The following is a 20908-nucleotide window of genomic DNA, read 5'->3' as shown; positions in this document are numbered from 1 at the left end:
TAACTCAAAAATTCAAAAACATCAATCAAGAACATCTTCATCGTGAGCCCCTAATTCCTCAACTTGATGGATACCATGCCTGGAGAGAGTAAATAAATAATGGCGATAGCATGGAGTCATACTGGCTTTAGTCTTACCGCTGATTCTGAGAATAAGATCCGCCTTGTAAATCTTTGGCAACCTCGTCCATGTGAGTTTCAGATCATGGGTGGGAATCCGGCACTGTTCATTGCCTTCTTCTGCAAAGAACATCAGGGCTGAGAGATTGAGCCGGAAGAAGTCATAGAGCGCACGAGCTTTGAGGTTTAGCCTCAGTAGCTGTTTCTTTCGAACTTCAATCTGCTTCGTATAACGAATAACCGGTCTTGGCCCCTCAGCCACATCCATATGATGAGCTAGCTGTCGTTTAATATCATCTGGCAATTGAGAGCTATTGAGCTTATCAACATATTCGCTGTAGGTCCCCACCTTTACCTTCTTTTGTAAGGCAGATCCTTGATCAAAAATCATATCATTCTGCTCATCGGGCAGGCGACGTAAAAAGCCCCTTTTAAATCGATTCTTACCAAGCTCTTTGATTCGATCCTTGAGAACGTAAGCCAAAACAAGTGCTGTGGCAAAGATAAATCCACTGGTGCTGATGGACCGAAAATTTGAATCTGAGGATCGTATCATCAGTTCTGCTAAGACTGCCCAAAGACCAGCCACCGCTGCAGCAAACATCGCCCCCATTTGCCGACGCAGCTTAAACAACGGCTGTGTCCTCGTTTCAATATACAATGCCGACCAAATCACCCGCTTCAGTAAACCACGATGGTAGGAGTACTCTAGTTTTTCATCGTCACTGCTAGAGTCATCCACCCAGTATAGCCCCATCTTAGAGCTATACCACCGAAGAAGCCTTAAATGAGATGATATTTTCTTCAGTAAAAAGGGATCGGGAATGTCACGTTGAAGCCGATCCAAACTTTTCAAGAGAAAGTCCCTCAGGACAATGACGAGATACTCATCGATCTGCTTAACTTCAAGCTTCGTTTCCGGAGCATAGACTAGAATTCTATGCCTTACGTCAAACCACCTCTGCGTAGCTTTAGTCAGCCTAGCGAGAGTTTGGAGCAAGATATCCGCGGCAGGTTCGGACTCTTTTTTCATAAGATGCTTATAGAGTTTGCTAGCCTTTCGATCTGTGAAATAGTATACCGCACATGCCCAAAGCTTTGATTCCTGGAACAGGTAGTCCCGTTCATCATGATTTAGACCGACCCGTTGATAGCCCATCAAGAATTTTTCGATTCGAACAAGGGGACAAGACTCTTCCCCCCTCCCCTCTCCAATGATTTCCTTAAACGAAAGCTTCGGAAAGCGAAAACTAAAATACGACTTTAAATCACGGTAGAAATCTTCAATGGAGTAGTTTTTAGCAGAAGAACGCAATTGACTCGGCAAGACGAAGAACGATTCCACTTTATAAGACTGAGGGCTTATAACCCGACCGTCCTTTCCAGTAATCTGAAGCTTATAGGAAAACGATGCTTCGATCTGGAGCGTTTCCAAAGCACGTGCATCAACTTTTACAAGTTGTCCGAAGTCATCCATAGTAATCTTTATTCGTGGGGTGCCAGCTTATATTCTAACAAGTCTTAGGGAAGCATAGCCAAGCAATTCTTACCTCGCCAAAGACTCAAAACTCCCACTCATAATTGTGAACCTATCCATATTTTAGTTAAGTATCAATTACTTAAAAGTTCACCTAAATGCAAACAAAGAGAGACCGAAAAGAAGGGTACAGCCTACAAGTCGCACGATTTTGATTCCAGGAGATTGACATGCTTAGGTTAGTTCCCAGCCCTAGTACAACACCACAGCCATCGGATGTGAACACTTCTCATCTAGAACTGCTATTATTTAGCCTTGGTCGAGCAACCATTACCAACTCTGGTGAAAGCGGAACTTTGAGCTATCGTGGTGTTGTAAATAATACCTGGATGATTGCGAAGCACCTACTAGATTATATGACGTTTCACGGCAACTCTATCAAGGCAAAAGCATACACCCAGAAGCTAGAGTTTTTATATCAGCGGCTCGACAAAGTCATGCTGGAATTATGTTGTCTTGCGGAGTCTCCAAGTAAGGACCAAGTGGCTTTGATTCTAGATCAAGTAGGGATTCAAGACTTCAAGTTCTTCGAAAAAGGTCGAGACCAAGCAGCTTTCACGCTAGACTATCTACTCAACTAATGACTGACCGCAGCCTCAAGTTGTTTCAGAAACCAAGAAAAGAGAGACCAAGTCTCCCTTTTACCCTACTTTTGCCATGAGTTTGTAACTTTACCTCGGTATGAATTCTGATTTTCTAGAACGAAGTGTAGGATGAGATAGCCAACGAGAGTCACCCCGAAGGACATGATTGCTAGAAGAAGCGCAAAGAACCGAGCTAGTCCAACTTCGAGGTTCAGCCGTGAAGCTACCCGAGCACATACCCCAAGAAGCCGCCCCTCATAGGCTTCCGCAAGCCGATCTTCCCTGGGCAAGCTGACAGCCAAAAGAACATATGCAAACAAACCAGTTCCAAAGGCCAAAAAGGCTACTGCCCAAACAAGCCTGACGATCCAGGGATCGATTCCAAATGACTTCGCAATTCCGCCGGATACACCCGCTAAAATGCCATCTGAGGACCGAACCCACTTATGCCTATCAATTTCGGGGCTTACTGTAATCGTTTGATATTCCATGTTTCTTCCTATTTTTAGATCATCTGGTTATTATCAAGTTTGTCATATATACTAATATTGTAGATTAATTTAAATGTCAACACCAGTATACATAGATATGTATCGGTATGCATCTTGAAAAGTTTAGTTGTTTTTGTGTATATTGATGCTTAACTGTGTAATCTTTTAATTGCCCAATCATCATTGCTAGTTAAACGGCTAGCTGAAGTCTACCTAAAAGAAAGGCCTAGCCATTGGATAAATCTCTCAAGCGAATCAGCCTTCTCGTCCGCGACGACCAGTATGAAGCATTGAACCAAAAGGGGTTAAACCTCAGCGGTCTCGTTCGCGACCTGATTGATGACTACCTCAGCGATCATAAGATTACCTTGAGTGTCAGCGAAGATACTCGCTCACTGTACGACCGCATCATTTCAAACTCAGGGAGCTCAGACCAGGACCTTGAAGTTTATTTCAGACAAGCCTTAGAAGGCTTACTTGATGCTAAAATAAAGGAGATGCAAGCGTTGAAAAAAGAATTCAAGACCTAGATCAAGCCCTAAGACATCGAAACCATATGAATAAATACAGCTTCCTTGGGAAAATTCCCGGTCTACCGATAGAAGTTGCGTGAGGTAGACAATGGAAGGTACGATTCTAATTTTAAATCTTTCTGATGAGAAAGACTCCGCGTTCGAGAGCTCCATGCAATCGTTTCTCGATAAACATAGCCGAGCCAGCACCTCGGTATCGTCTTATCGACAATACGATGATCATATATTCAAGAAAGAAGTGATCCTTAAAATCATTCTTTATTTTAATATGACTGACATTAGCGAAGATGATCTCAGCCGTAGGTTGATTCGCCTCAATCAATCCTATGCTCCGTTTCACGATCAGGTCTATATTCGCGATAATGACCTCAGTACTGCGAAAAACATTTTAAAAGACCACTTCCTCTACACTCATCTTTACAGTGAAGAAAATCTGAAAACCCATTTAGAAGAGGTGTTCGATGAGGAGGCTCTCGTCGATATGCCCGAGCAGGAACTCTACCCGATCTGGCAAGATATATTAAACGGCGTCTATGTGGTTGAACCATCAAAGATTGAAGCCATCTCTTCTGATTTGAACAGCGTCTATATGCGCGGTGTTCTCTACATGAAGAAAAACAATCGTCGAACTGCTTTTGAAATCTTAAAAAACCTATTTCTTACCCATCAAAAATACTTTCCTGTGATCGAACTCCTCAAGGAGTTCGAAGACATGAAAGACGAACTCCCGATGGAGTACTATCTAAACTACAAGCTCTTCAATAAAATCAAGCAAGGTAAAGTCAACTACCTTAAGGAAGAGGAAGAAAAAAAACGAGAGCGCTCTAAGTTCAAGGGAGTCCCAAACGACGATAAAACCTTACGCAAGTCTCAGTTCAAAGGCCTGCCTAATGTTGACAAAAGCTTGAAAACATCGGTCCTCAACTATCGCAACTTTGAAGACTTAAAAAGAAAACTGGGCGGCCTCAAGAAACCGACTCTGGAAGAGATGCGAATGCTAAACGAGACAGCCAATCAGCTGTCTCGTGAGGGAAAGTACCGTGAAGCCATCGCTATATACAAGAAGGTCTATCGCCATATCGATGCATCCAAGCGATATAAGATCCTTCTCAATATCTCGCTCGCTTACAAACGGGCCGAGGATTGGAAGGCCTGCCTTCACTATGCAGACTCAACTCTAAAATATGATCCCAAGAACCCCAAGGCTTTGGATCTTAAGCAGCTTTGCGAAGCAAAGCTATTTCAAGCGTCCTAAACAGTCGAGATCAGCCTTCACATACCCCCGCCCGCCACTGACAGTCGACCCGGTAAAGGGAGCGAGCATCCTCACATCGTTCACGAGTTTTGATCAAGGAGCATTCGCCAGCTTCAACTAGGAATATATCTGTGCAGTACTCTCCCGTAGAGTCATCAGCAACGCGACATTGTAAACCATGTGCCTCAAACGAGCTTGAGCAGGCTGCAACCTCCAAATCCGTACACTTTATAGCATTAGCGTTTAGATTAGGATCGCAAATATAGTTTTTGCCAACCTTTTGACACTCCAAGGCAATCACCTGGTTTGAAGTCATGAAAAAAGCAAAGAGAATTAGAAGCTGTCTCATGGGCATGTTCCTTTACAAAATCAAAAATCAGCTTATGGGCATCCGTTCCAACAATCAAAAGTTTCAGAAGCAAGGCACGTTCCAAGAAAAACCAGAACCGAGTTCCAGCTACTTATGAGTGAGCCCTAAACGAGGCTAGTATTCCGCCATCGCTTGCGGACGCCTCACACTTCTAGATATGTCGTTTTTATTGCTTACTTAGATCCATGACAGCGATCTGATGAAGAAAAAAATGCGCGCTCTAGATCATGGATCAGGTCATCACAACTTTCTATTCCTACTGAAAGCCGAATGAGGTTTGACTTGATAATAGAGGCCTCACCTTCGGTTAAGGCACGCAACTCAGCCTGACTCTCAACACTACCTAAGCTAGAAGCATTCTTAAACAGCTTCAGGTTTGAAATAAAATGCCGAGCTTCTTTCTCGCCTCCCCGTAGCGCGAACGTAACAACGTACCCAAAGCCCTCTTGCATTTGTTGTTTTGCCAAGTAATGCTCAGGGTGACTTTCTAAGCCGGGGTATAGAACAGACTCTACCATAGATTGAGCTTCTAAAAAATTTGCAATACGCAAGGCTGAGGCAGCACTTGCAGGCACCCGAAGATGTAAGGTTCGCATGCCCCTTAGCAAGAGCCAGGAAGCGGTCGGGCTTACAATAGCTCCTCGATATCCGCGTTCGAATTGAAGGTCTTCCCAAAATTTGTCTTGCTTAGCTGTGACCAAAGCACCTGCAACAACATCACCATGACCGTTTAACTGCTTCGAGGCAGAGTGCATGACCAGGTCTACTCCATAGTCCAAAGGTCGCGTTAGCACAGGAGTCGCGAGAGTGTTATCAGCAACGACCTTAGCCCCACCTTGATGAGCAACTTCTGTCCAAGCTCTAATATCAATGATTTCAGAACTAGGATTCGCTGGAGTTTCGATCCACATAAGATCAAACGGATCAATCTCCATAAGTTGGGTCAATCCTTCGAGATCATGATGATCCACTTGGCTGAGGCGAATCCTTCCCTTGGCAGCCAAACGTTGCAACCACATACGAATCGCAAAATACATCTTCTTTGGGATGACCACATGAGCACTTGGAGCTAAGACTTCGAAAATCGAAGTAGCTGCAGCCATACCAGAGGCAAACAGCATACAGGCACTTCCACCCTCCATGCTAGCTAACAATGCTTCTGCCTGATCAAAGCTAGGGTTCTGATCGCGAGTATAAGAGTGATTTCCCGGATAGCGACCTGTCTCATCTCGCTCGTAAGACGATGCCATATAGATAGGAGGGACAATGCCACCAAACCCAGGCTCTACCCAGCCCAATGCCTGTGCAGCTTGAGTGGATAGACTCAATGGCTCACTCTTAATTTCGTTCACAGCCCCTCCTGCCTTACTGAACTTTAAGATATGACTTCAAATCCTTTTGCTTACTAGGTCGCCAAATCTTTTGATCCATAAAAAAATGATGGCCAATGATACCAAAGAAAACAACGTAGGCCCAGGAGTGGGCGCCCACTTGATCCCAAGACCCACTCCAATCCGGCCAGTCTCCTACAAACCAAGTGATGGTGCCAAAGATTGCTCCCGCGAGCAAGGCGAAGACCAAATAATTAAGGGTTTGACCGTTAAGTAGCTTTGCGGTGCCAAATTTTTCACTGCCATGAGGATCTTGATACCGTTTCTGACCGTAGTACCAAACGATAGCATGATACTGAATATTGTGGAAAAGTGAGTTCATAATAGCTATCAGCATCAGTGTTTCGCCACCACCGAGGCTTTGCACGAAACGATCTTGGGGCGCAATATAGAAAAACATGATTCCGTAAAAAACAAGGCAGATACCAATATAGTATGCCGAGGGCCAAAGCTTGGGACCATAGCGATGACGATGCTCCCAAACCTGCAAAGCAAACCAAATTACAGCTAGGGCGAACAAGACCAATGGCAATACTGAGCTAAGAAACATCCAGTTGGGATCTTGAAGGCCATTGAGGCTAAATACACCTGGCATCTTAAAATTAAGTAAGAAGTAGGCCTGGCAGGCACCGACACCTAGATAGAGCACCTGCTTCAGACGATCCCGATCAAACTCGCTGACTCCGGCCTTGCGGCCATAGATACTAAGAAATCCGTAGTGCTGACGTAAATTATGGAATAAGGACCAGGTAAAAATAAAGAAACCGTAAAGCAACATGGTAGACACTTGCTGCTGGTACTGATCAACAATCACACAAGCTAATGGCAATGCGAAAAACAACATGCTACCCCACAACAACGGCTTATGCTTCGACCGAAAGTCACGATCAAAGTAAGTTCGACTCAAGGTCGCCCAGAAATGAGAACCTTCAAATAATACGATCCACATCCAGAAGAAAATGGGTAGCAGCCGCGGCGTTTGAAACGCAAGTGCTGCTACAAGCAGAGTGAATATTGCACCGCCTGTAACAAATATTAAGTCAAAGGATCGCGATTGTAGCCATAGGTTTGCTTGAGATCCATGAGTCATCGACTGAGTCCGCGCCATGAATGCTTCTCCTTCACTATCATATGAATAAATCACCATATATTTGTGTATTTGATCTTCACTTGTCAACGATGGATTCAAACCGTGGCTAAGAAAGAGGCAACATCAACTCATGCTAAAAAAATTGCTGAACACCAAAGCTGACATGCTGTTCGTCCGTCTTGCGGAGGGTCGCAGCGTAATCGATACGACCGACGAATCGATAAATACGAGGTGCAATAAAGCGAAGTCCAAACCCTGCGCTTGCCGCAGTTACTCCATCACCTTCGCCCCCCTCCGCGGTACTCAAAATATCAGTAAACACCGTTCCTTGGAGAAGAATATGAGTCCATCGAGCCGTCAGATAGCGGAACTCAGTATTGCTGAGCCAAAAGTTATCACTACTAAACCGATTGTCTACAAAACCACGAATACGATCAAGACCTCCCAAGTAGAAGCGATACTGCTGGTCTTGAGCGTCTGTCCGACCCCATAAGAAACGTTGCGCGAAGGTATGTTGGCCAGAAATTGTCTTGCTATAGTGTAATCCAAGTTCCATCTGAACAAACTTATTACGATCACTCGAAGTTCCCTCGAATATGCTTGAATCTATGTTTGCCTGCAGGCCATCTACCAGATATTCCCCATAGTCCATACGGCCCAATTGGAGGCCAAGACTGAACTTCGCTAGATCAGTATTCTGCGGCAGTGGTGCGGCGCCTCTCGCGACGATAACTTCATCAGTAACATAGTCCAACGAGAAAAAATCCTGATGCCTTTCGACCCCCGCGGTCCACGACAGATACTCTGAAACCTCATGGGATAAGATGATTACCAATTGTTTTCGAGTTTGGAGATAGCCATCAATTTCTTCTGGACCTGAAGATTTTTGATCATAGAACGTTCTCATCCGATTGGTGTTCCAGAGCTGAAGATTAAGACTAAAGCGACTCCCCATCAGATGCGGTGCCTTGAACCATATCACCCCCGAATTCATATCTTCGAGACGTTCCAACTGCGCTCCTGCTTCTAGATACGACCCAGCAATATTGGGGTCGTAAACACCAAGAATCAACTGCTGAACGCCACCTCCAGAATTGAATTTAGCAATGGGAATTGTCGTCCAACGATCCTTTGCATGAACGATCAAAACTCGTTCATCGCCACGCTCTTCAAGGCGGTACTGAACATCCGTGAATAAGCGCGTGTTTCTTATCCGCCTCACCCCACGCTCTATATCGACAGTGTCAACCCTCGCACCGATTTCAAGTTCGAGAAGCTGTAGGATCACTCGATCGCTAGTTTTTCTTAAGCCAACAACTTCGATCCAATCAACACGGACGGTTTGGCCCTGAGCGTTAACACTGCCTAGCAAGATCATGGTAGCTAGCAAGCACCGAATGAGCTTCATCACTCCTCCCTTCGTCTAGTTGCATAAGAATTCGCTCCAAAATTGCAAAAGTGACAAAGTTTCCCAAAAAATATGCAAGACGAAATCAGACAAATGGATCATAATGAAACCCATCTAACGAGCTGGAAAGACATCTGACGGCTCGTAATCCCACAAGCTGATGGTCTATTTTTGGATTTCTAGGGATATAAGTCATGAAAAGTATTGGGATATACTACCGTGTATCCACCGATAAGCAGGATCTAGCTAGCCAACAGAATGCAGTCGAAACCTGGCTCAAAAGCCTTCCAACGGAACGCCAGCCTAAGTCTATTAAAGTTTTCAAGGATCAGGGCATCTCGGGTAAAACCAATAATCGCCCTGGGTATCAAAAGCTTTTAAAAACAGCTTTCGAACAAAAAATTGATACGATCATCGTCTATCGACTGGACCGGATGAGTCGTAATGCAACCGATGCAATTCAAACTCTTTTAACCCTCGATCAGGCAGGGGTCGCCTTCATCTCTGTCACCCAACCCGTCCTGAACCTAGGTCATGAAAACCCTTTTCGCCGAACCATGCTAGCAGCATTTTCAGAGATTGCAGAGATCGAACGGGAAACCATCGTCGCGAGGGTCAAGTCTGGACTCGATGCAGCGAAGAAACGGGGAGTTCGCCTTGGCCGCCCGTCTAAGCTCACAAAAGATGCGCAGCTCCGAGCCAGAAAACTGCGTTCTACAGGTCTATCTTATAAGGAAATCGCAGAGGAAACTGGCTTAAGCAATGGCACTGTACAAACTCTGATCAAAGGGCCCGATATTGAGGCATAAAACTTTGCTCTTGAACTTCAGGATAGCTAGAAAGCGCGGTCGGAAGGGGATTCGCGCTTAGGCTGCGGGACTATTGGCTAGCAAGTAGCTTCTTGAGAATCAGATCGATTGCTTCATTCTTGTAAGGCTTTACGAGCCAGGCTTTCACCCCATATTGCTTGGCTTGGGCTTTAATTTCTTCATCACCCACTTCCGTTGTGATCATGATGATCGGTGGCGGACTACCATTAGCAATGGAGTGGATCTCTTTACACATTTCTAACCCAGTTAGAATCGGCATGTTGTGGTCAGCGAGAACCAGATTGATCGTGTTCGCCTGATACTTTTCGATACCTTCTTGTCCGTTTGCTGCAGTGATCACTTCATGGCCACGCTGGACAATGATGTCTCTAATGTTGTTGCGCTGCATCTCAGAATCATCAACAACTAAGACTTTAGCCATTCAGATCCTCCGTTCTCTGATCAGTACATCCATATTACCACAGTTTCCGCAACTTGGAAGCTATCCAAGTATCTCGCTTCATTTAGAAACGATCGAACGCGTGCTTTGTTAGGCTTGTAACTATAATAGCAACATTTCAATAGCGGCACCAATGCTGCATTCTTGCCTAGTTCCAATCAAAGCCATGTTAGAAATTTTAGAATTTAAGTGCTACGAATATTCAACTGGGCGCGCTTTGCATCTTATCAGTGTCAAGGCCCCCTTGTTATAATAAAGATGCCAAGGTGGCTGTAATTTATACCAACAAGGAAACCATTTCCCCGCAAAAACCATAAAAATCACAGATTTCTTTGCGGATTTCTTGACCTTTCCTTCGTTTTGTAAGATTCAGAAAATGGTTGGATATAAGTAGGAGTCGAGACAGGAATGACCGAGGTGATATGAAGCAATCAAAAGAGATCGTGATCAGCGGCGCTGGAGAGGTTGGTAGCTTTGCAGCACAGCTGCTGAGCGAGAATGGCCATAGCGTGACGGTCATAGACGAAAACGCCGACTGTCTCGAAAGGCTGAGCCAGGTGGTCGAGGCCAAAATGGTCTTAGGCTCCTCCTGCCACGCTCACGTTCTTTCCGATGCTAAGGTCCATAATAGCGATGTGATGATAGCGGCAACTAGTCTCGATGAGATCAACTTGCTATCAGGGGCCTTAGGCAAGCAGCTGGGGGCTCGCAAAGTGATTTCCCGAATCCACAATCGCAACTATCGAACCAGCGCCCGATTTAACTATGCTAAGGGCCTTGGGATCGATCACCTGATCTATCCAGAGGAATTAACTGCCCGCTCGATCTGTTCCCACATCAACGACCCTGGAGTCATGGCCATTCAAAGCTTCGCCAGAGACCAGATCGAACTTCACCAGTATCGGATCGATCACAATAGCAAGGTGGCCAATCTACCCCTACGTCACATCAAACTTCCAGAGGGGCTGAGAATTATCAAACTCCGCCGGGATGGGGAACTAGTCATTCCGAACGCTAATACTGAGCTGCTGCACAATGATATTGTGACCATGATTGGTCCTAGGGATCGCTACACACAGATCAAGGGCATTTTTTCTAAGGAAAAAAGAAAAAGTAAAGAGATCGCCATTGCCGGAGGCAGTTCTACCGCTGAATGGGTGATCGCCCATTTAAAAAATCAAGATATTTCCATCCGCCTCTTTGAGCAGAACCTTGAGCGGGCTAACGAATTGGCTGCCAACTACCCAAAAGTTACAGTCCTTGCTGCGGACACTCTAGATATTCATACCTTCGAGAGTGAACACCTGGAACGATGTGCCGCCCTACTGTCTCTAAGCGACAACCAGGAGAGAAATATCCTTGTTGCACTGCAATCAAAAAAGCTTGGCGTAGAATCAACCTTTGCAGTCATCCATAATTCCACCTATCTGAGCGCCTTGGAAGAGGTGGGCATCGATTTTTGCTACAGTCCAAGAATGGAAGCAGCAAAGGAATTGCTTCGCCTGATGGACGATTCCCCTATTAAAACAGTCACCACCCTAGGCGACGGTAGTTTCCACGTTTATGAAATGACAGCTAAGAAAGGTTCTGCGGTTGGCTTCAAACTTGAAGAGGTGTCCTTTCCTCAGCATGCCTTTGTCGCGGCGATCCAACGAAGCAATATGGTTTTCACTCCTAAAGCGACTGACTGTGTATTTGAAGAGGATATTCTGATCGTGATTGGCCCTGAAGGCATCGAACCTACTCTCATGGATCTCTACGGATAAATTATGAATTTTTCGGCAGTCGGTAAAATCCTAGGCCTCCTCCTCCTGCTACTCACAGCGGGTATGGTGATTCCCCTGGGAATTGCTTCCTATGATTTTGTCCAACAAGCCCATGACCCGGCAGCCACTAAACTTGCGACCCTGCCCCTCCTAGGGATTCTTACAGGCATCTCAATGGGGCTCCTTATCAGCATGGCACTTTTATTTCTCAACCGCCAAGCAGATACCAATGTTGGCAAGTCAGAGGCGATTCTCCTCGTATTCCTAAGTTGGTCTTTGGGTTCCGTGATTGCCGCATTTCCTTTCTTTTTCTGGGCTCGGTTTGCATATGAAGTCACAGGTCTCGACAGCCCTTTTAGAAACCTAATCAACTGTGTGTTTGAAACCGTGAGTGGTCTGACAACCACTGGGGCGAGTATCTTAACCGACATTCCCAGCATTCCCGATTCGCTTCTATTCTGGCGAGCCTTATTGCAATGGTATGGAGGTCTTGGAATCGTCGTTCTCTTCGTTGCTATTTTGCCGATGATAGCTGGAGGAAATAAAAAGCTTTTTAGCGCCGAAGCCACTGGTATCACGAAAGATGGCAGTACCCCAAAAATTCAAGAAACTGCCCGTTCTTTATGGCTTATATACTGCGGATTCACAGCCTTTCAAGTGATCTTGATGCTGATGTTAGATCCCGAGCTTTCGGTGTTCTCGGCGATTACATTTGCTTTTTCAACCGCAGCAACAGCAGGCTTTAGCGTGCTCAATGAAAGCGCAGGAACCATGCTTCCTTCGGTGCAATGGGTGATGATTCTCTTCATGATGATCGCCGGGGTCAACTACGGACTTTACTACCAATTCTTTCAGGGAAAGTGGCGCGATCTATTCAATGATATCGAGTTTCGGGCCTATGTCGCGATCATTCTCACAGCCACTGCAATCATTGCTCTGACAATCCACGGTCATAACTATGTGGATATGAATGGTCAAGAACCTGGTGGCTCCATCGAACAAACTCTTCGTGATGCGGCATTCCAAGTGGTATCGATCCTAACAACCACAGGCTTTTCCAATGCTGATTCTGACATGTGGCCACAGCTTTGCCAGCTGGTGCTTGTGAGCTTGATGTTTATCGGTGGCTGTGGAGGGTCTACCGGCGGTGGTATCAAGGTGATTCGAATCGTATCATCCTTTAAGCTATTCTTTGCCCAACTGGAAAAAGTCTATCGCCCCAACGTCGTTCGCCCGATCAAGCTCGGTCGCCACATCATTCAAGACCATATGAAAATCGCCATCCTCCTTCATATTTTAGCGGTAATCTTACTAGCCTTTCTAGGCGCAGTTATGCTAATCATTATCGAGCCCGAGATTGATGGAGTCTCAGCCTTTACGGCATCTATTGCCACCTTGAATAATATCGGGCCAGGTTTCTCAATGGTGGGAGCAACTCAGAACTACTCCTGGCTGTCAGATATGTCTAAAGTCATTTTGACTCTTTGGATGTTGATTGGCCGTCTTGAGGTTTTCACGGTACTGGTTATATTCTCGCCAAGGTTCTGGAAACAAGCGTAGAAAAAAGAAAGAAGACTATCATGACACAATTCGACCGCCGCCGGATGCTTGCTGGCAGCTTTGGTGTGGCAACCGCATCCTGTTTTCAATCGATCACAGTTTGGGCTAAAACTAAGCCACAGGGTCAGCTCCTGAAAGACAAAGATAAGATTCTAGATCTGCCCAAAGGCTTCAGCTATAAGGTTTTAGACAAAAGCGGGCAAAAAATGGACGATGGCTACGTGTCACCAGGGCGCCCTGATGGTATGGGATGCTTTCAGCTTGGGGACGATCTCGTTTTGCTCCGCAATCATGAGATGAGTCCATCCCACCGCGACCCAAGACCCTATCCTACAAGTAAAGACGCTCCTAAAGAAGCCTACGATGCCAACGGTTTCGGCGGCGTCACCAGACTTGTCCTTGACGCTAAGGCTAAGACCACCAAAAGCCGGAACCTTGTTCTCACGGGAACCCATATCAACTGTGCTGGCGGTGTGAGTCCTTGGGGCTGGTTAAGTTGCGAGGAAACTGTCGCCGAAAATCATGGCTATGTCTTCTTATGCGATCCTAAAGCAAACAAGGTCCAAAAAGCTCAAGCCATTAAAAATTATGGCCGCATGAACCACGAAGCCGTCTGTATCGACCCTGCTGATCACACAGCTTATCTGTCCGAAGACCGTGGTGATAGCTGTTTCTACCGCTTCGTGCCTAAGGACAAGGCAAAACCATTTGGTGATGGCCGTTTCCAAGCAATGATGGTTCAAGGAGAACCCAAAAAGCACCTCAGCTCTAGCAAAGCTAAAGTTGGCAAAACTTGGTCTGTGACTTGGATCGATATTCCCAATCAAGACAGTCCGCACGATGACCTTCGTCATCGGTCGCAAGCCCAAGGCGCAGCCGTGGTGAGTCGTGGTGAAGGCTTATGGTATGCAGATGGAGAGGTTTATCTAGTCTCTACTGATGGCGGCCCCACGAAAACGGGGCAGATTTTCCGCTACAACATCGCCAAGCAAACCTTAACCTTGATCGCTCAATCAGAAAATCCAGCTGCTCTAGACTCCCCAGATAATATTACAGTCAGCCCTTCAGGACTGGTAGTAGTAGCAGAAGATGGTGGCCGCACACCCCATCTTAGAATCATAGGTAAAGAAGGCCAGATATATGATTTGGCAAAGAATGCTGCTGGCTATGGTGAGTTTACAGGAGTCTGCTTTTCACCGGATGGCAAGACATTATTTGCCAACTTACAAGTTCAAGGGCTGACGGTTGCCATTGAGGGGCCATTCGAGAGCTATCTAAAAACAGCAGAGGCCAACCCGAATCAACTTTCGTAACGCTCAGGAGTTGGCAGAGTCATTTGAATACCGGGTTATTAGATCGTCCCATTGCACAGGTTTTTGGATATAATCAAAAAACAATGAAATGGACTCCTGACGAAATTGCTCCACGGAGTCCTGATCCCCCCCAGAAACGGCGATCATCCCTAACTCTGGGTGCCTGCCCCTAACTTTTTTGGCAAATGTGAAGCCAGATTCCTGCGGCATTTCAATATCTGTAATCAGTAAATCGAAGTGATCGTCGTCCAAGATTTCCATGGCTTTCCGAGTGCAAAAAGCAACTTCCACATCAAAGTGAAGAGTTAGTAACTCCTTCGCAACTTCTAGTTGGCATGGATCGTCATCGACATATAAGACTCGAAGCTTACTTTTACTCATGAAAACCTCTCTACGGTTCAATCTTGTTTTTACCAAGGGATTATGCTGGTTAGCACTAAAAGTACGGCATCATCTTTAAGGTTCAGAGACATTAACTCGATGACTGTTGCCTTATATGAAGCACCATCGGTGACACTTTTTGCAATTTAAGACTTCCCAAGAAAAAAATTAGGTAAGAATTGTCGGTCTGAATCGGCTATAAAACCCATGCTAGATCCCATTGTTAGGCTAGAAAATATGAAAGCCTCGATCACTTTCTTACGGCTGCCCGAAGAAAGCTTCTATCTTTACCCTTAAGAAAGAATGATCTCGCCAAGATTTGATGGTGATCAGCCACAAAAAACAAGCGACCCAAGAGTTGGGTCGCTTGTTTTTTGTCTATTCTTTGTTTCAAATGCAGTATGTCATGGTTATGGTTAGTTGCCTTGAGGCAGGTCGTCTGCAACCCACTTCATAGTGCCACCTTCAACATTCACCAAAGTGTTGGTAAGACCAGCATTTTCAAGCATCTGACAAGCCATCATCGATCTTTGCCCTGAACGACAGATCACATAAATTCTATCTTCATCACCCAATTGAGGTAGAGCATCCCGAAGGCTATCGATATTCACCTGGTCCAGGGGCAAATTGATGGCGTCTTTGGCATGAACTTCCGCAAACTCTTCAGGAGATCGGACATCTAAAAGATGTTTTGCATCCCCTTGCTCTAGCTTTTGGAATAGTTGTTTCGGTTCAATTGTGTCCATACGGTAGTCCTCCAAAAAATACGATCAAGCCACACTCTAGGGCAATAGGCTAGGAGCTGCAACGACTAGTCGATCGGCGAACACCGCTATATAGCTTTAGCCGGCCTGCTCCACCGTGGTGGCTTTCTTAGACTCCAACGGGATCTTTAATTTGAACGTCGCACCTTTATTCGGCCCTTCTGAAAAGACGCTGAGCTTGCCACCAAGTTCGGTCGCATCAATGGCACTACTATGCAGCCCAAAGCCGTTGCCCGTTGGCTTAGTTGTGAAGCCAAAGCGGAACAGCTTATCGATATTCTCAGCCGGAATGCCAATGCCATTATCCCTAATGTCAATATGAACAAAGGCTCCCATTTTTTTCTGATGAATGTTGATACTGCGAGGGCGATCCAAGCGCTCCGTGGCTTGTATGGCATTTGATATAAGGTTGGTCAAAATCTGAAGAACCTTGTGACGATCGCTCGATATGGATAGTTGGGTTTCGTCATTGAAAGTGACTTCAATCTGGTTTGAGTTGATATCATGAGCCTTCAAATCCAGAACGTCTTGAATAGCATCAGTGATGGAAAAGTTGATGATAATACCTGAGTGCTTGGCATTGGCCTGCTGCTGTGATACTAGCTGCATGACATGTTTGATGTTTTGGCTGAGGCTTTGAACCGTTTGTAAGTGCGCCTCACGATTCTTTTCTAAATCAGAAACGATTGCATTCATGTAACCTACCACAGACTCTCGCCGTTTACTATCAGAGAGGTATTCGGGCAGCTGATCCCCTTGGGATTCGAACAGTTTAACCAAATCAGGCAAGCGATGGGACGCTGACTTACGATAGTACTGTTCTAGACTTTGGACATTGACATTGACACCGGTGATCACATTCCCAATATTATGAAGCACCCCAGTGGCAACTTCAGCCATCCCTGCTTTACGGGATGACTCTACCAAATCATTGGTTGCTTCGTCCAATTGCTTGGTTCGCGACTTTATCAATTCCTTGAGCTTTTCCTGGGATTTCTTTAAGGCATCTTCAGCTCTCAGCCGAATGCGATAATCTTCCGTGAGGTTTTCTTCTAGCTGAGCGACTGCTCGGAAGACTTGACCAATCTCATGCTTGTAACTCATGTACTTGTGATCCATGTTCTCTTGCTTATCTCGAAATCGGATGCCTCGGGCATGATTGGCTAGAATCGATAAAGGCTGAGCAATTAAAAATCGAGTAAACCAAATAACGATGAATACGATCGTAGCGACTAGAATGAGGTTGTTGAAAAGGATGTCTCCACCTTCGCGCCACAGGTTTCGGTAGATTGGCGCCATATCCACCTGCAGCACAATGGTTCCTAACTTCCAAGCCTGCTCCTGATTTTTGAACTCCATGGCAAAGGTCTTTTCCTTAATCTCTTCAGAGTCAGTCTCGCCTAACTCGAACACACTACCATCTTCGGCCTCTATCTTAACCGTCACAATTTTGTCGTAAAGCAGTAGGCCTTTCATTCCCACATGAATTTGCTCGCGATCCATCAGCCAAACACTGCGAGTGAGACTCGGCACCATGGTCCTTTGAATCTCTTGCAAATCCTCTTCAAGAGATTCAATACTAGCCCTAAAATCAAAGTAGAGTTGAACGGTGGACACCCCTAGTGTGACAACAAAAGAGGACACTATGATCCATAGCATCAGTTGGTTAGCAACTGAAGGTTGGAGGAATTCTTTTGTTGAATTTAACCAGTTCGAAGTCTTCATACAACCTTCTCTACGAAGCCTCCATAGCATCGGCATCCTGTGATTATTCTTAAACAAAAGTCTTAGTCGCTGAATATAAGTCCGAAGATCCTATGTGCCTAGGCAAAAACCTATTCGACAAAGTAAGACTGCTATAATAAGCTTGCGAAAGAGTTCTTTGATCTAAAGAACAGTATGCGAAAAGGAGGCAAATGAAACACATTGCTATCTATTATAGGGTGTCAACAGAACGGCAAGACTTGCAAAGCCAAAAGCAGGCTGTAGAAACTTGGCTCAACCTTCTGGAAGACAGTAAGAAACCACGAAAAATATCTGTATTTCAGGATGAAGGCATCAGCGGTAGCACAGATAAAAGGCCAGGCTACCAAGATCTCTTAAAATTCGCGCAGAGCGGAAAAATCGATACGATCGTCGTATATCGTCTCGATCGCTTTAGCAGAAATGCTTCTGACGCTATCAAAACTCTACTATCTCTCGACGAACTCGGGGTAGGATTTATTTCTGTGACCCAGCCTGTCTTGAACCTCGGACACGAAAACCCTTTCAGACGAACCATGCTCGCAGCATTTGCTGAAATTGCAGAAATCGAACGCCAAACAATTGTGACAAGGGTCAAAGCGGGCCTTGAGGCAGCGAAGAAGCGGGGCGTCAAGCTAGGGCCCCCGAGTAAACTCACCGAGGAGCACAAAGAGCAAGTTCGCTCTTTGAGAGCCCAAGGCTTAAGCCTCAGAGCGATCGCTAAGGACTTGGGCATTAGCTACGGAGCGGTTCATAAAATGGTGCAGCAGCTCTGACCTTATAGAACTAGAAAAGCATGACCGATTCTTTCTCTTCCTCTTCTTTCAGCCCATCAATATGGCCTCGAACATAGTCTCGCTCTTCCTTCATGGTGGTGCAGTTTAGCAAATTTTCACCGAAGGCGCGCAACTGCTCAGCACTAGCACCTTCCGGGACCGCCTGCCGATGCTTGAGCCAGCAAGGGATCATTTTTTCGATATTTTCTAGGTTTTGTCGCAGGCGATCTTGGAACTGAAGGGATTCGATAATCGGGTGGATCACATTTTTAATCTCGTCATGATCATTAGCCAGCTCTTGCAATGTTTTGATCAAGTCTTCTACAGAAGCGCCCGACTCGAAGTGAACCTTTAATTTTGCATGAAGACCTTCAATGGCCGTGAGACTCTCCGTAGACAGCTCCGAGACCCTTGCCGTATCTTTTAGTAGCGAATCGATGGCATTGGAAACCTTCGAAGTGGATTCCTCTGATTCCTTTGCACACCAGTTCAGTGAATCCTTTGTAAATTCTAGGTATTTCTCAACCAGTGTCTGCGCGGCCATAGTCATACAGTCGTTCTCCTCGTTAGAATTCTAAGAAAATACTCCGCTCACCTTGACCTTCTGGGGCTTCTTCACCCAGAACCGTTTTGTAATACGCTTGGGTTTCTTCTACCGAGGAGCACGTATTCGCCAATTCTCGGGCTAAAGGCTCAGCATCCAGAAGCGCTGTGTTATGCAAAAAGACATTGATCATTTTCCACCCACGTAGGAGGTGATCCATTCGCTGGCTGACTGCATCTTCAAACTGCATAGATGTCAATGCCGGGATAATCTGCCGCTTAATGCCAGCATTTAAGGTAATCAAGCCCTCCAGCTGTTTTTGAACTCCCGCTAAGCCAAGGCGCTGCTTCTTTTGGTCCTCATTCTCTTCTATATCATCAGTGTTGCCACCCTCTGAGATTTTCTTTTGAATCTTTTCGAATAGCTCATTAACTTCTTGGTTCACGGAGTCTTTGCTGATCTCAACATCACCCGAGCTGAAGTAGAGATCGTAGAACTTTTTAAGAGCTTCGAAAGCTGGACGATCAACATAGTTGGACGAAAGGCGAAAAATCGCATCCGTACAGTCCGCCGCTCCTTTGATGGCATTCACCCCAAGGTCGTTCAGTATCAAAAAGAAGATCTCATCGAACTCTTTCAATGAGTAAGATTTCTCATCGAGCTTTGTGGCTTCTGAAGACATAGCAACCCTCTTGGTCATTTGATCTTGTTTTATCATAACATAATCTAGCAAATTCGACAGATTAGGGTTAACTCTGAGAAATAAAACAAAATCCCGGCTAAAGTGATTTCCCGGAATGAGGTCAGATTTAAAAAAAATAATTTAGTGATTACTAGATGTTAAAGGCGAGAGCTAAAATGTTCGGGGAAAGAGCCGAATCTATTATTGGCTGCAGGCAATGCAGTCTAGGCTGAATACTCAGTCCTTGGTCCCCTCAAACCCTTACCCTCCTGGGTAAGGGCTATTTTTTTATTCCAAAGAGCTAATATCCTTAAAAAGATCATTCATAAATTCGTCTTGAGGATGCTCCCTTAGCCATTCGCGAACAGTTTCAACAGCCAAGTCTTGATCACCGCGATCCAAATAAGCCGTCACCACCTTTACGTTAAGCGCTCGCTGGCGCTCCGTAGAGCCTCCTTGGTCTAGGAGCTCGATGTAACCCTGAATCGCCTCATCCACGCGGCCAGCATCGAGAAAGGCATCCGCAAGGGTCTCCTGCACAGTGGCTCGCTCGACACCCCCCTGGTCTAGGGCGCGGTATAAGTATTCTACAGCTCCTTCACTATCCCCGTGACCCACTAAGGCACTACCGATGCCATAGTCAACAATCCCAGAGTTTCGCTTTTCATTGGGAATTGACTTAAGAAACGCCAAGCCTTCCTGATAGGTATTGGTCTCTTCGTAGATGGTTAGGAGTTCGTTAATGACCGATTCGTTATTGGGATTTCCCAGAGCGACCTTTTCCAAATACGGTTTGGCCGCAAGGGAGTCCCGCTTGTCGATCAGTTGAATCATAGCCATTTCCACCAAAGCCTGCTCATCATTGGGGTGTAGCTTAAGATATTCAAGCAACATCGCTTCCGCAACCTGCCATTGGCCTTGATCCACGGTACTAACGATGTCTTGAATCGAGTGAGTCACATCTTTGTTATCCGAGGTCTTTCCAGCAGAATCCTGCTTCGAGAGACCTTCGTTCGGCGTCGAAGCAGCAGCTTCCGCCTGGCTATCATTTTGGCCCGGAGGTGGTGAATCGCTGGGCTTGCCCTGATGTGATTCTTGAGGCACTTGGTTTTCTATGGGCTTGCCCTTACCGCTGGAGTGGATCGCACCAGTTCGCTCAAGCCCCATACTTAGGACAATATAGCCGGTCAAGGCCATGATGACGAATAGCACGAAGGCCAAGAAAAAATCACTTGCTGCCGAGGTTGACGATTTCATAAATCTACTTCCAGCATAAATCAGGTAAACGCTGGATTTTTAGCGAATAATCACGCCATTTTCAACAGTTAAGTC

At 45.7% G+C, this 20908-nt stretch carries 21 protein-coding genes; 8 read left to right on the top strand and 13 right to left on the bottom strand.

Annotated elements, in window-relative coordinates; all coding sequences use genetic code 11:
- Positions 1-21: 21 nt before the first annotated feature.
- On the bottom strand, positions 22-1596 hold the full coding sequence (locus B9N89_RS12120) for a hypothetical protein (protein ID WP_132319019.1): 1575 nt from the start codon (positions 1594-1596) through the stop codon (positions 22-24).
- 230 nt (positions 1597-1826) lie between these two features.
- Between B9N89_RS12120 and B9N89_RS12115 the strand changes: the two genes are divergently transcribed.
- A complete protein-coding gene (locus B9N89_RS12115; protein ID WP_132319021.1) occupies positions 1827-2237 on the top strand; it encodes a hypothetical protein in 411 nt (136 codons plus the stop codon).
- 65 nt (positions 2238-2302) lie between these two features.
- Here the strand turns inward: B9N89_RS12115 and B9N89_RS12110 are convergent, their stop codons facing one another.
- On the bottom strand, positions 2303-2731 hold the full coding sequence (locus tag B9N89_RS12110) for a PspC domain-containing protein (protein WP_132319023.1): 429 nt from the start codon (positions 2729-2731) through the stop codon (positions 2303-2305).
- A gap of 233 nt (positions 2732-2964) precedes the next feature.
- Between B9N89_RS12110 and B9N89_RS12105 the strand changes: the two genes are divergently transcribed.
- Positions 2965-3261 carry a hypothetical protein gene (locus tag B9N89_RS12105; RefSeq protein WP_132319025.1) on the top strand — a complete coding sequence of 99 codons (297 nt, stop codon included), beginning with the start codon at positions 2965-2967 and terminating at the stop codon, positions 3259-3261.
- A gap of 91 nt (positions 3262-3352) precedes the next feature.
- Positions 3353-4519, top strand: coding sequence for a hypothetical protein (locus B9N89_RS12100; protein ID WP_132319027.1), 1167 nt, complete (start codon positions 3353-3355; stop codon positions 4517-4519).
- A gap of 10 nt (positions 4520-4529) precedes the next feature.
- Here the strand turns inward: B9N89_RS12100 and B9N89_RS12095 are convergent, their stop codons facing one another.
- The 4 genes from B9N89_RS12095 to B9N89_RS12080 all read right to left on the bottom strand — a co-directional run bounded on the left by B9N89_RS12095 (position 4530) and on the right by B9N89_RS12080 (position 8778).
- Positions 4530-4868 carry a hypothetical protein gene (locus tag B9N89_RS12095; protein WP_132319029.1) on the bottom strand — a complete coding sequence of 113 codons (339 nt, stop codon included), beginning with the start codon at positions 4866-4868 and terminating at the stop codon, positions 4530-4532.
- A gap of 194 nt (positions 4869-5062) precedes the next feature.
- On the bottom strand, positions 5063-6241 hold the full coding sequence (locus tag B9N89_RS12090) for a trans-sulfuration enzyme family protein (RefSeq protein ID WP_132319031.1): 1179 nt from the start codon (positions 6239-6241) through the stop codon (positions 5063-5065).
- Positions 6242-6254: 13 nt separating this feature from the next.
- Positions 6255-7388, bottom strand: a complete 1134-nt coding sequence (locus B9N89_RS12085; protein WP_132319033.1) for a hypothetical protein — start codon at positions 7386-7388, stop codon at positions 6255-6257.
- Between the two features lie 115 nt (positions 7389-7503).
- Positions 7504-8778: a BamA/TamA family outer membrane protein gene (locus tag B9N89_RS12080; protein ID WP_132319035.1), complete on the bottom strand. Its 1275-nt coding sequence runs from the start codon at positions 8776-8778 to the stop codon at positions 7504-7506.
- 194 nt (positions 8779-8972) lie between these two features.
- On the opposite strand from B9N89_RS12080, the gene B9N89_RS12075 reads away from it, so the two are divergent.
- Positions 8973-9587, top strand: coding sequence for a recombinase family protein (locus B9N89_RS12075; RefSeq protein ID WP_132319037.1), 615 nt, complete (start codon positions 8973-8975; stop codon positions 9585-9587).
- 70 nt (positions 9588-9657) lie between these two features.
- On the opposite strand, the gene B9N89_RS12070 is transcribed toward B9N89_RS12075, so the two are convergent.
- On the bottom strand, positions 9658-10029 hold the full coding sequence (locus B9N89_RS12070; RefSeq protein WP_132319039.1) for a response regulator: 372 nt from the start codon (positions 10027-10029) through the stop codon (positions 9658-9660).
- 440 nt (positions 10030-10469) lie between these two features.
- Between B9N89_RS12070 and trkA the strand changes: the two genes are divergently transcribed.
- From trkA to B9N89_RS12055, 3 genes are read left to right on the top strand one after another with little or no spacing between them, the layout of a single operon-like run.
- A complete protein-coding gene (gene trkA / locus B9N89_RS12065) occupies positions 10470-11813 on the top strand; it encodes a Trk system potassium transporter TrkA (RefSeq protein ID WP_132319041.1) in 1344 nt (447 codons plus the stop codon).
- Positions 11814-11816: 3 nt separating this feature from the next.
- Positions 11817-13373 carry a TrkH family potassium uptake protein gene (locus B9N89_RS12060; RefSeq protein ID WP_132319043.1) on the top strand — a complete coding sequence of 519 codons (1557 nt, stop codon included), beginning with the start codon at positions 11817-11819 and terminating at the stop codon, positions 13371-13373.
- Between the two features lie 20 nt (positions 13374-13393).
- Positions 13394-14686, top strand: a complete 1293-nt coding sequence (locus B9N89_RS12055; protein ID WP_132319045.1) for an alkaline phosphatase PhoX — start codon at positions 13394-13396, stop codon at positions 14684-14686.
- 3 nt (positions 14687-14689) lie between these two features.
- Here the strand turns inward: B9N89_RS12055 and B9N89_RS12050 are convergent, their stop codons facing one another.
- The 3 genes from B9N89_RS12050 to B9N89_RS12040 all read right to left on the bottom strand — a co-directional run bounded on the left by B9N89_RS12050 (position 14690) and on the right by B9N89_RS12040 (position 17556).
- A complete protein-coding gene (locus B9N89_RS12050; RefSeq protein ID WP_132319047.1) occupies positions 14690-15067 on the bottom strand; it encodes a response regulator in 378 nt (125 codons plus the stop codon).
- A gap of 416 nt (positions 15068-15483) precedes the next feature.
- Positions 15484-15813 carry a rhodanese-like domain-containing protein gene (locus tag B9N89_RS12045; RefSeq protein WP_132319049.1) on the bottom strand — a complete coding sequence of 110 codons (330 nt, stop codon included), beginning with the start codon at positions 15811-15813 and terminating at the stop codon, positions 15484-15486.
- A gap of 96 nt (positions 15814-15909) precedes the next feature.
- Positions 15910-17556 (bottom strand): sensor histidine kinase, encoded by a 1647-nt coding sequence (locus B9N89_RS12040; RefSeq protein WP_159455322.1) that lies wholly within the window; start codon positions 17554-17556, stop codon positions 15910-15912.
- A gap of 191 nt (positions 17557-17747) precedes the next feature.
- Here B9N89_RS12040 and B9N89_RS12035 point away from each other — a divergent pair, with 191 nt between their 5' ends.
- On the top strand, positions 17748-18350 hold the full coding sequence (locus B9N89_RS12035; RefSeq protein ID WP_132319053.1) for a recombinase family protein: 603 nt from the start codon (positions 17748-17750) through the stop codon (positions 18348-18350).
- Positions 18351-18360: 10 nt separating this feature from the next.
- Here the strand turns inward: B9N89_RS12035 and B9N89_RS12030 are convergent, their stop codons facing one another.
- The 3 genes from B9N89_RS12030 to B9N89_RS12020 all read right to left on the bottom strand — a co-directional run bounded on the left by B9N89_RS12030 (position 18361) and on the right by B9N89_RS12020 (position 20833).
- Complete coding sequence (locus tag B9N89_RS12030) at positions 18361-18900, bottom strand: hypothetical protein (protein ID WP_132319055.1); 540 nt, start codon at positions 18898-18900, stop codon at positions 18361-18363.
- Between the two features lie 16 nt (positions 18901-18916).
- Entirely contained in the window at positions 18917-19612 is a 696-nt protein-coding gene (locus tag B9N89_RS12025; protein WP_132319057.1) for a hypothetical protein, read from the bottom strand.
- Between the two features lie 252 nt (positions 19613-19864).
- On the bottom strand, positions 19865-20833 hold the full coding sequence (locus tag B9N89_RS12020; RefSeq protein ID WP_132319059.1) for a tetratricopeptide repeat protein: 969 nt from the start codon (positions 20831-20833) through the stop codon (positions 19865-19867).
- Between the last annotated feature and the right edge of the window lie 75 nt (positions 20834-20908).

The sequence above is a fragment of the Pseudobacteriovorax antillogorgiicola genome, from assembly GCF_900177345.1.
Classification (GTDB): Bacteria; Bdellovibrionota_B; Oligoflexia; order Oligoflexales; family Oligoflexaceae; genus Pseudobacteriovorax; species Pseudobacteriovorax antillogorgiicola.
This window is presented reverse-complemented; position numbering and strand designations above follow the sequence as displayed.

Bases quoted from the DNA above. Each gene is read 5' to 3' on its own strand.
- B9N89_RS12120 (WP_132319019.1), bottom strand. From the start codon at position 1,596: ATGGATGACTTCGGACAACTTGTAAAAGTTGATGCACGTGCTTTGGAA.
- B9N89_RS12115 (WP_132319021.1), top strand. From the start codon at position 1,827: ATGCTTAGGTTAGTTCCCAGCCCTAGTACAACACCACAGCCATCGGAT.
- B9N89_RS12110 (WP_132319023.1), bottom strand. From the start codon at position 2,731: ATGGAATATCAAACGATTACAGTAAGCCCCGAAATTGATAGGCATAAG.
- B9N89_RS12100 (WP_132319027.1), top strand. From the start codon at position 3,353: ATGGAAGGTACGATTCTAATTTTAAATCTTTCTGATGAGAAAGACTCC.
- B9N89_RS12095 (WP_132319029.1), bottom strand. From the start codon at position 4,868: ATGAGACAGCTTCTAATTCTCTTTGCTTTTTTCATGACTTCAAACCAG.
- B9N89_RS12085 (WP_132319033.1), bottom strand. From the start codon at position 7,388: ATGGCGCGGACTCAGTCGATGACTCATGGATCTCAAGCAAACCTATGG.
- B9N89_RS12080 (WP_132319035.1), bottom strand. From the start codon at position 8,778: ATGAAGCTCATTCGGTGCTTGCTAGCTACCATGATCTTGCTAGGCAGT.
- B9N89_RS12075 (WP_132319037.1), top strand. From the start codon at position 8,973: ATGAAAAGTATTGGGATATACTACCGTGTATCCACCGATAAGCAGGAT.
- B9N89_RS12070 (WP_132319039.1), bottom strand. From the start codon at position 10,029: ATGGCTAAAGTCTTAGTTGTTGATGATTCTGAGATGCAGCGCAACAAC.
- trkA (WP_132319041.1), top strand. From the start codon at position 10,470: ATGAAGCAATCAAAAGAGATCGTGATCAGCGGCGCTGGAGAGGTTGGT.
- B9N89_RS12060 (WP_132319043.1), top strand. From the start codon at position 11,817: ATGAATTTTTCGGCAGTCGGTAAAATCCTAGGCCTCCTCCTCCTGCTA.
- B9N89_RS12055 (WP_132319045.1), top strand. From the start codon at position 13,394: ATGACACAATTCGACCGCCGCCGGATGCTTGCTGGCAGCTTTGGTGTG.
- B9N89_RS12050 (WP_132319047.1), bottom strand. From the start codon at position 15,067: ATGAGTAAAAGTAAGCTTCGAGTCTTATATGTCGATGACGATCCATGC.
- B9N89_RS12045 (WP_132319049.1), bottom strand. From the start codon at position 15,813: ATGGACACAATTGAACCGAAACAACTATTCCAAAAGCTAGAGCAAGGG.
- B9N89_RS12040 (WP_159455322.1), bottom strand. From the start codon at position 17,556: ATGAAGACTTCGAACTGGTTAAATTCAACAAAAGAATTCCTCCAACCT.
- B9N89_RS12035 (WP_132319053.1), top strand. From the start codon at position 17,748: ATGAAACACATTGCTATCTATTATAGGGTGTCAACAGAACGGCAAGAC.
- B9N89_RS12030 (WP_132319055.1), bottom strand. From the start codon at position 18,900: ATGACTATGGCCGCGCAGACACTGGTTGAGAAATACCTAGAATTTACA.
- B9N89_RS12025 (WP_132319057.1), bottom strand. From the start codon at position 19,612: ATGATAAAACAAGATCAAATGACCAAGAGGGTTGCTATGTCTTCAGAA.
- B9N89_RS12020 (WP_132319059.1), bottom strand. From the start codon at position 20,833: ATGAAATCGTCAACCTCGGCAGCAAGTGATTTTTTCTTGGCCTTCGTG.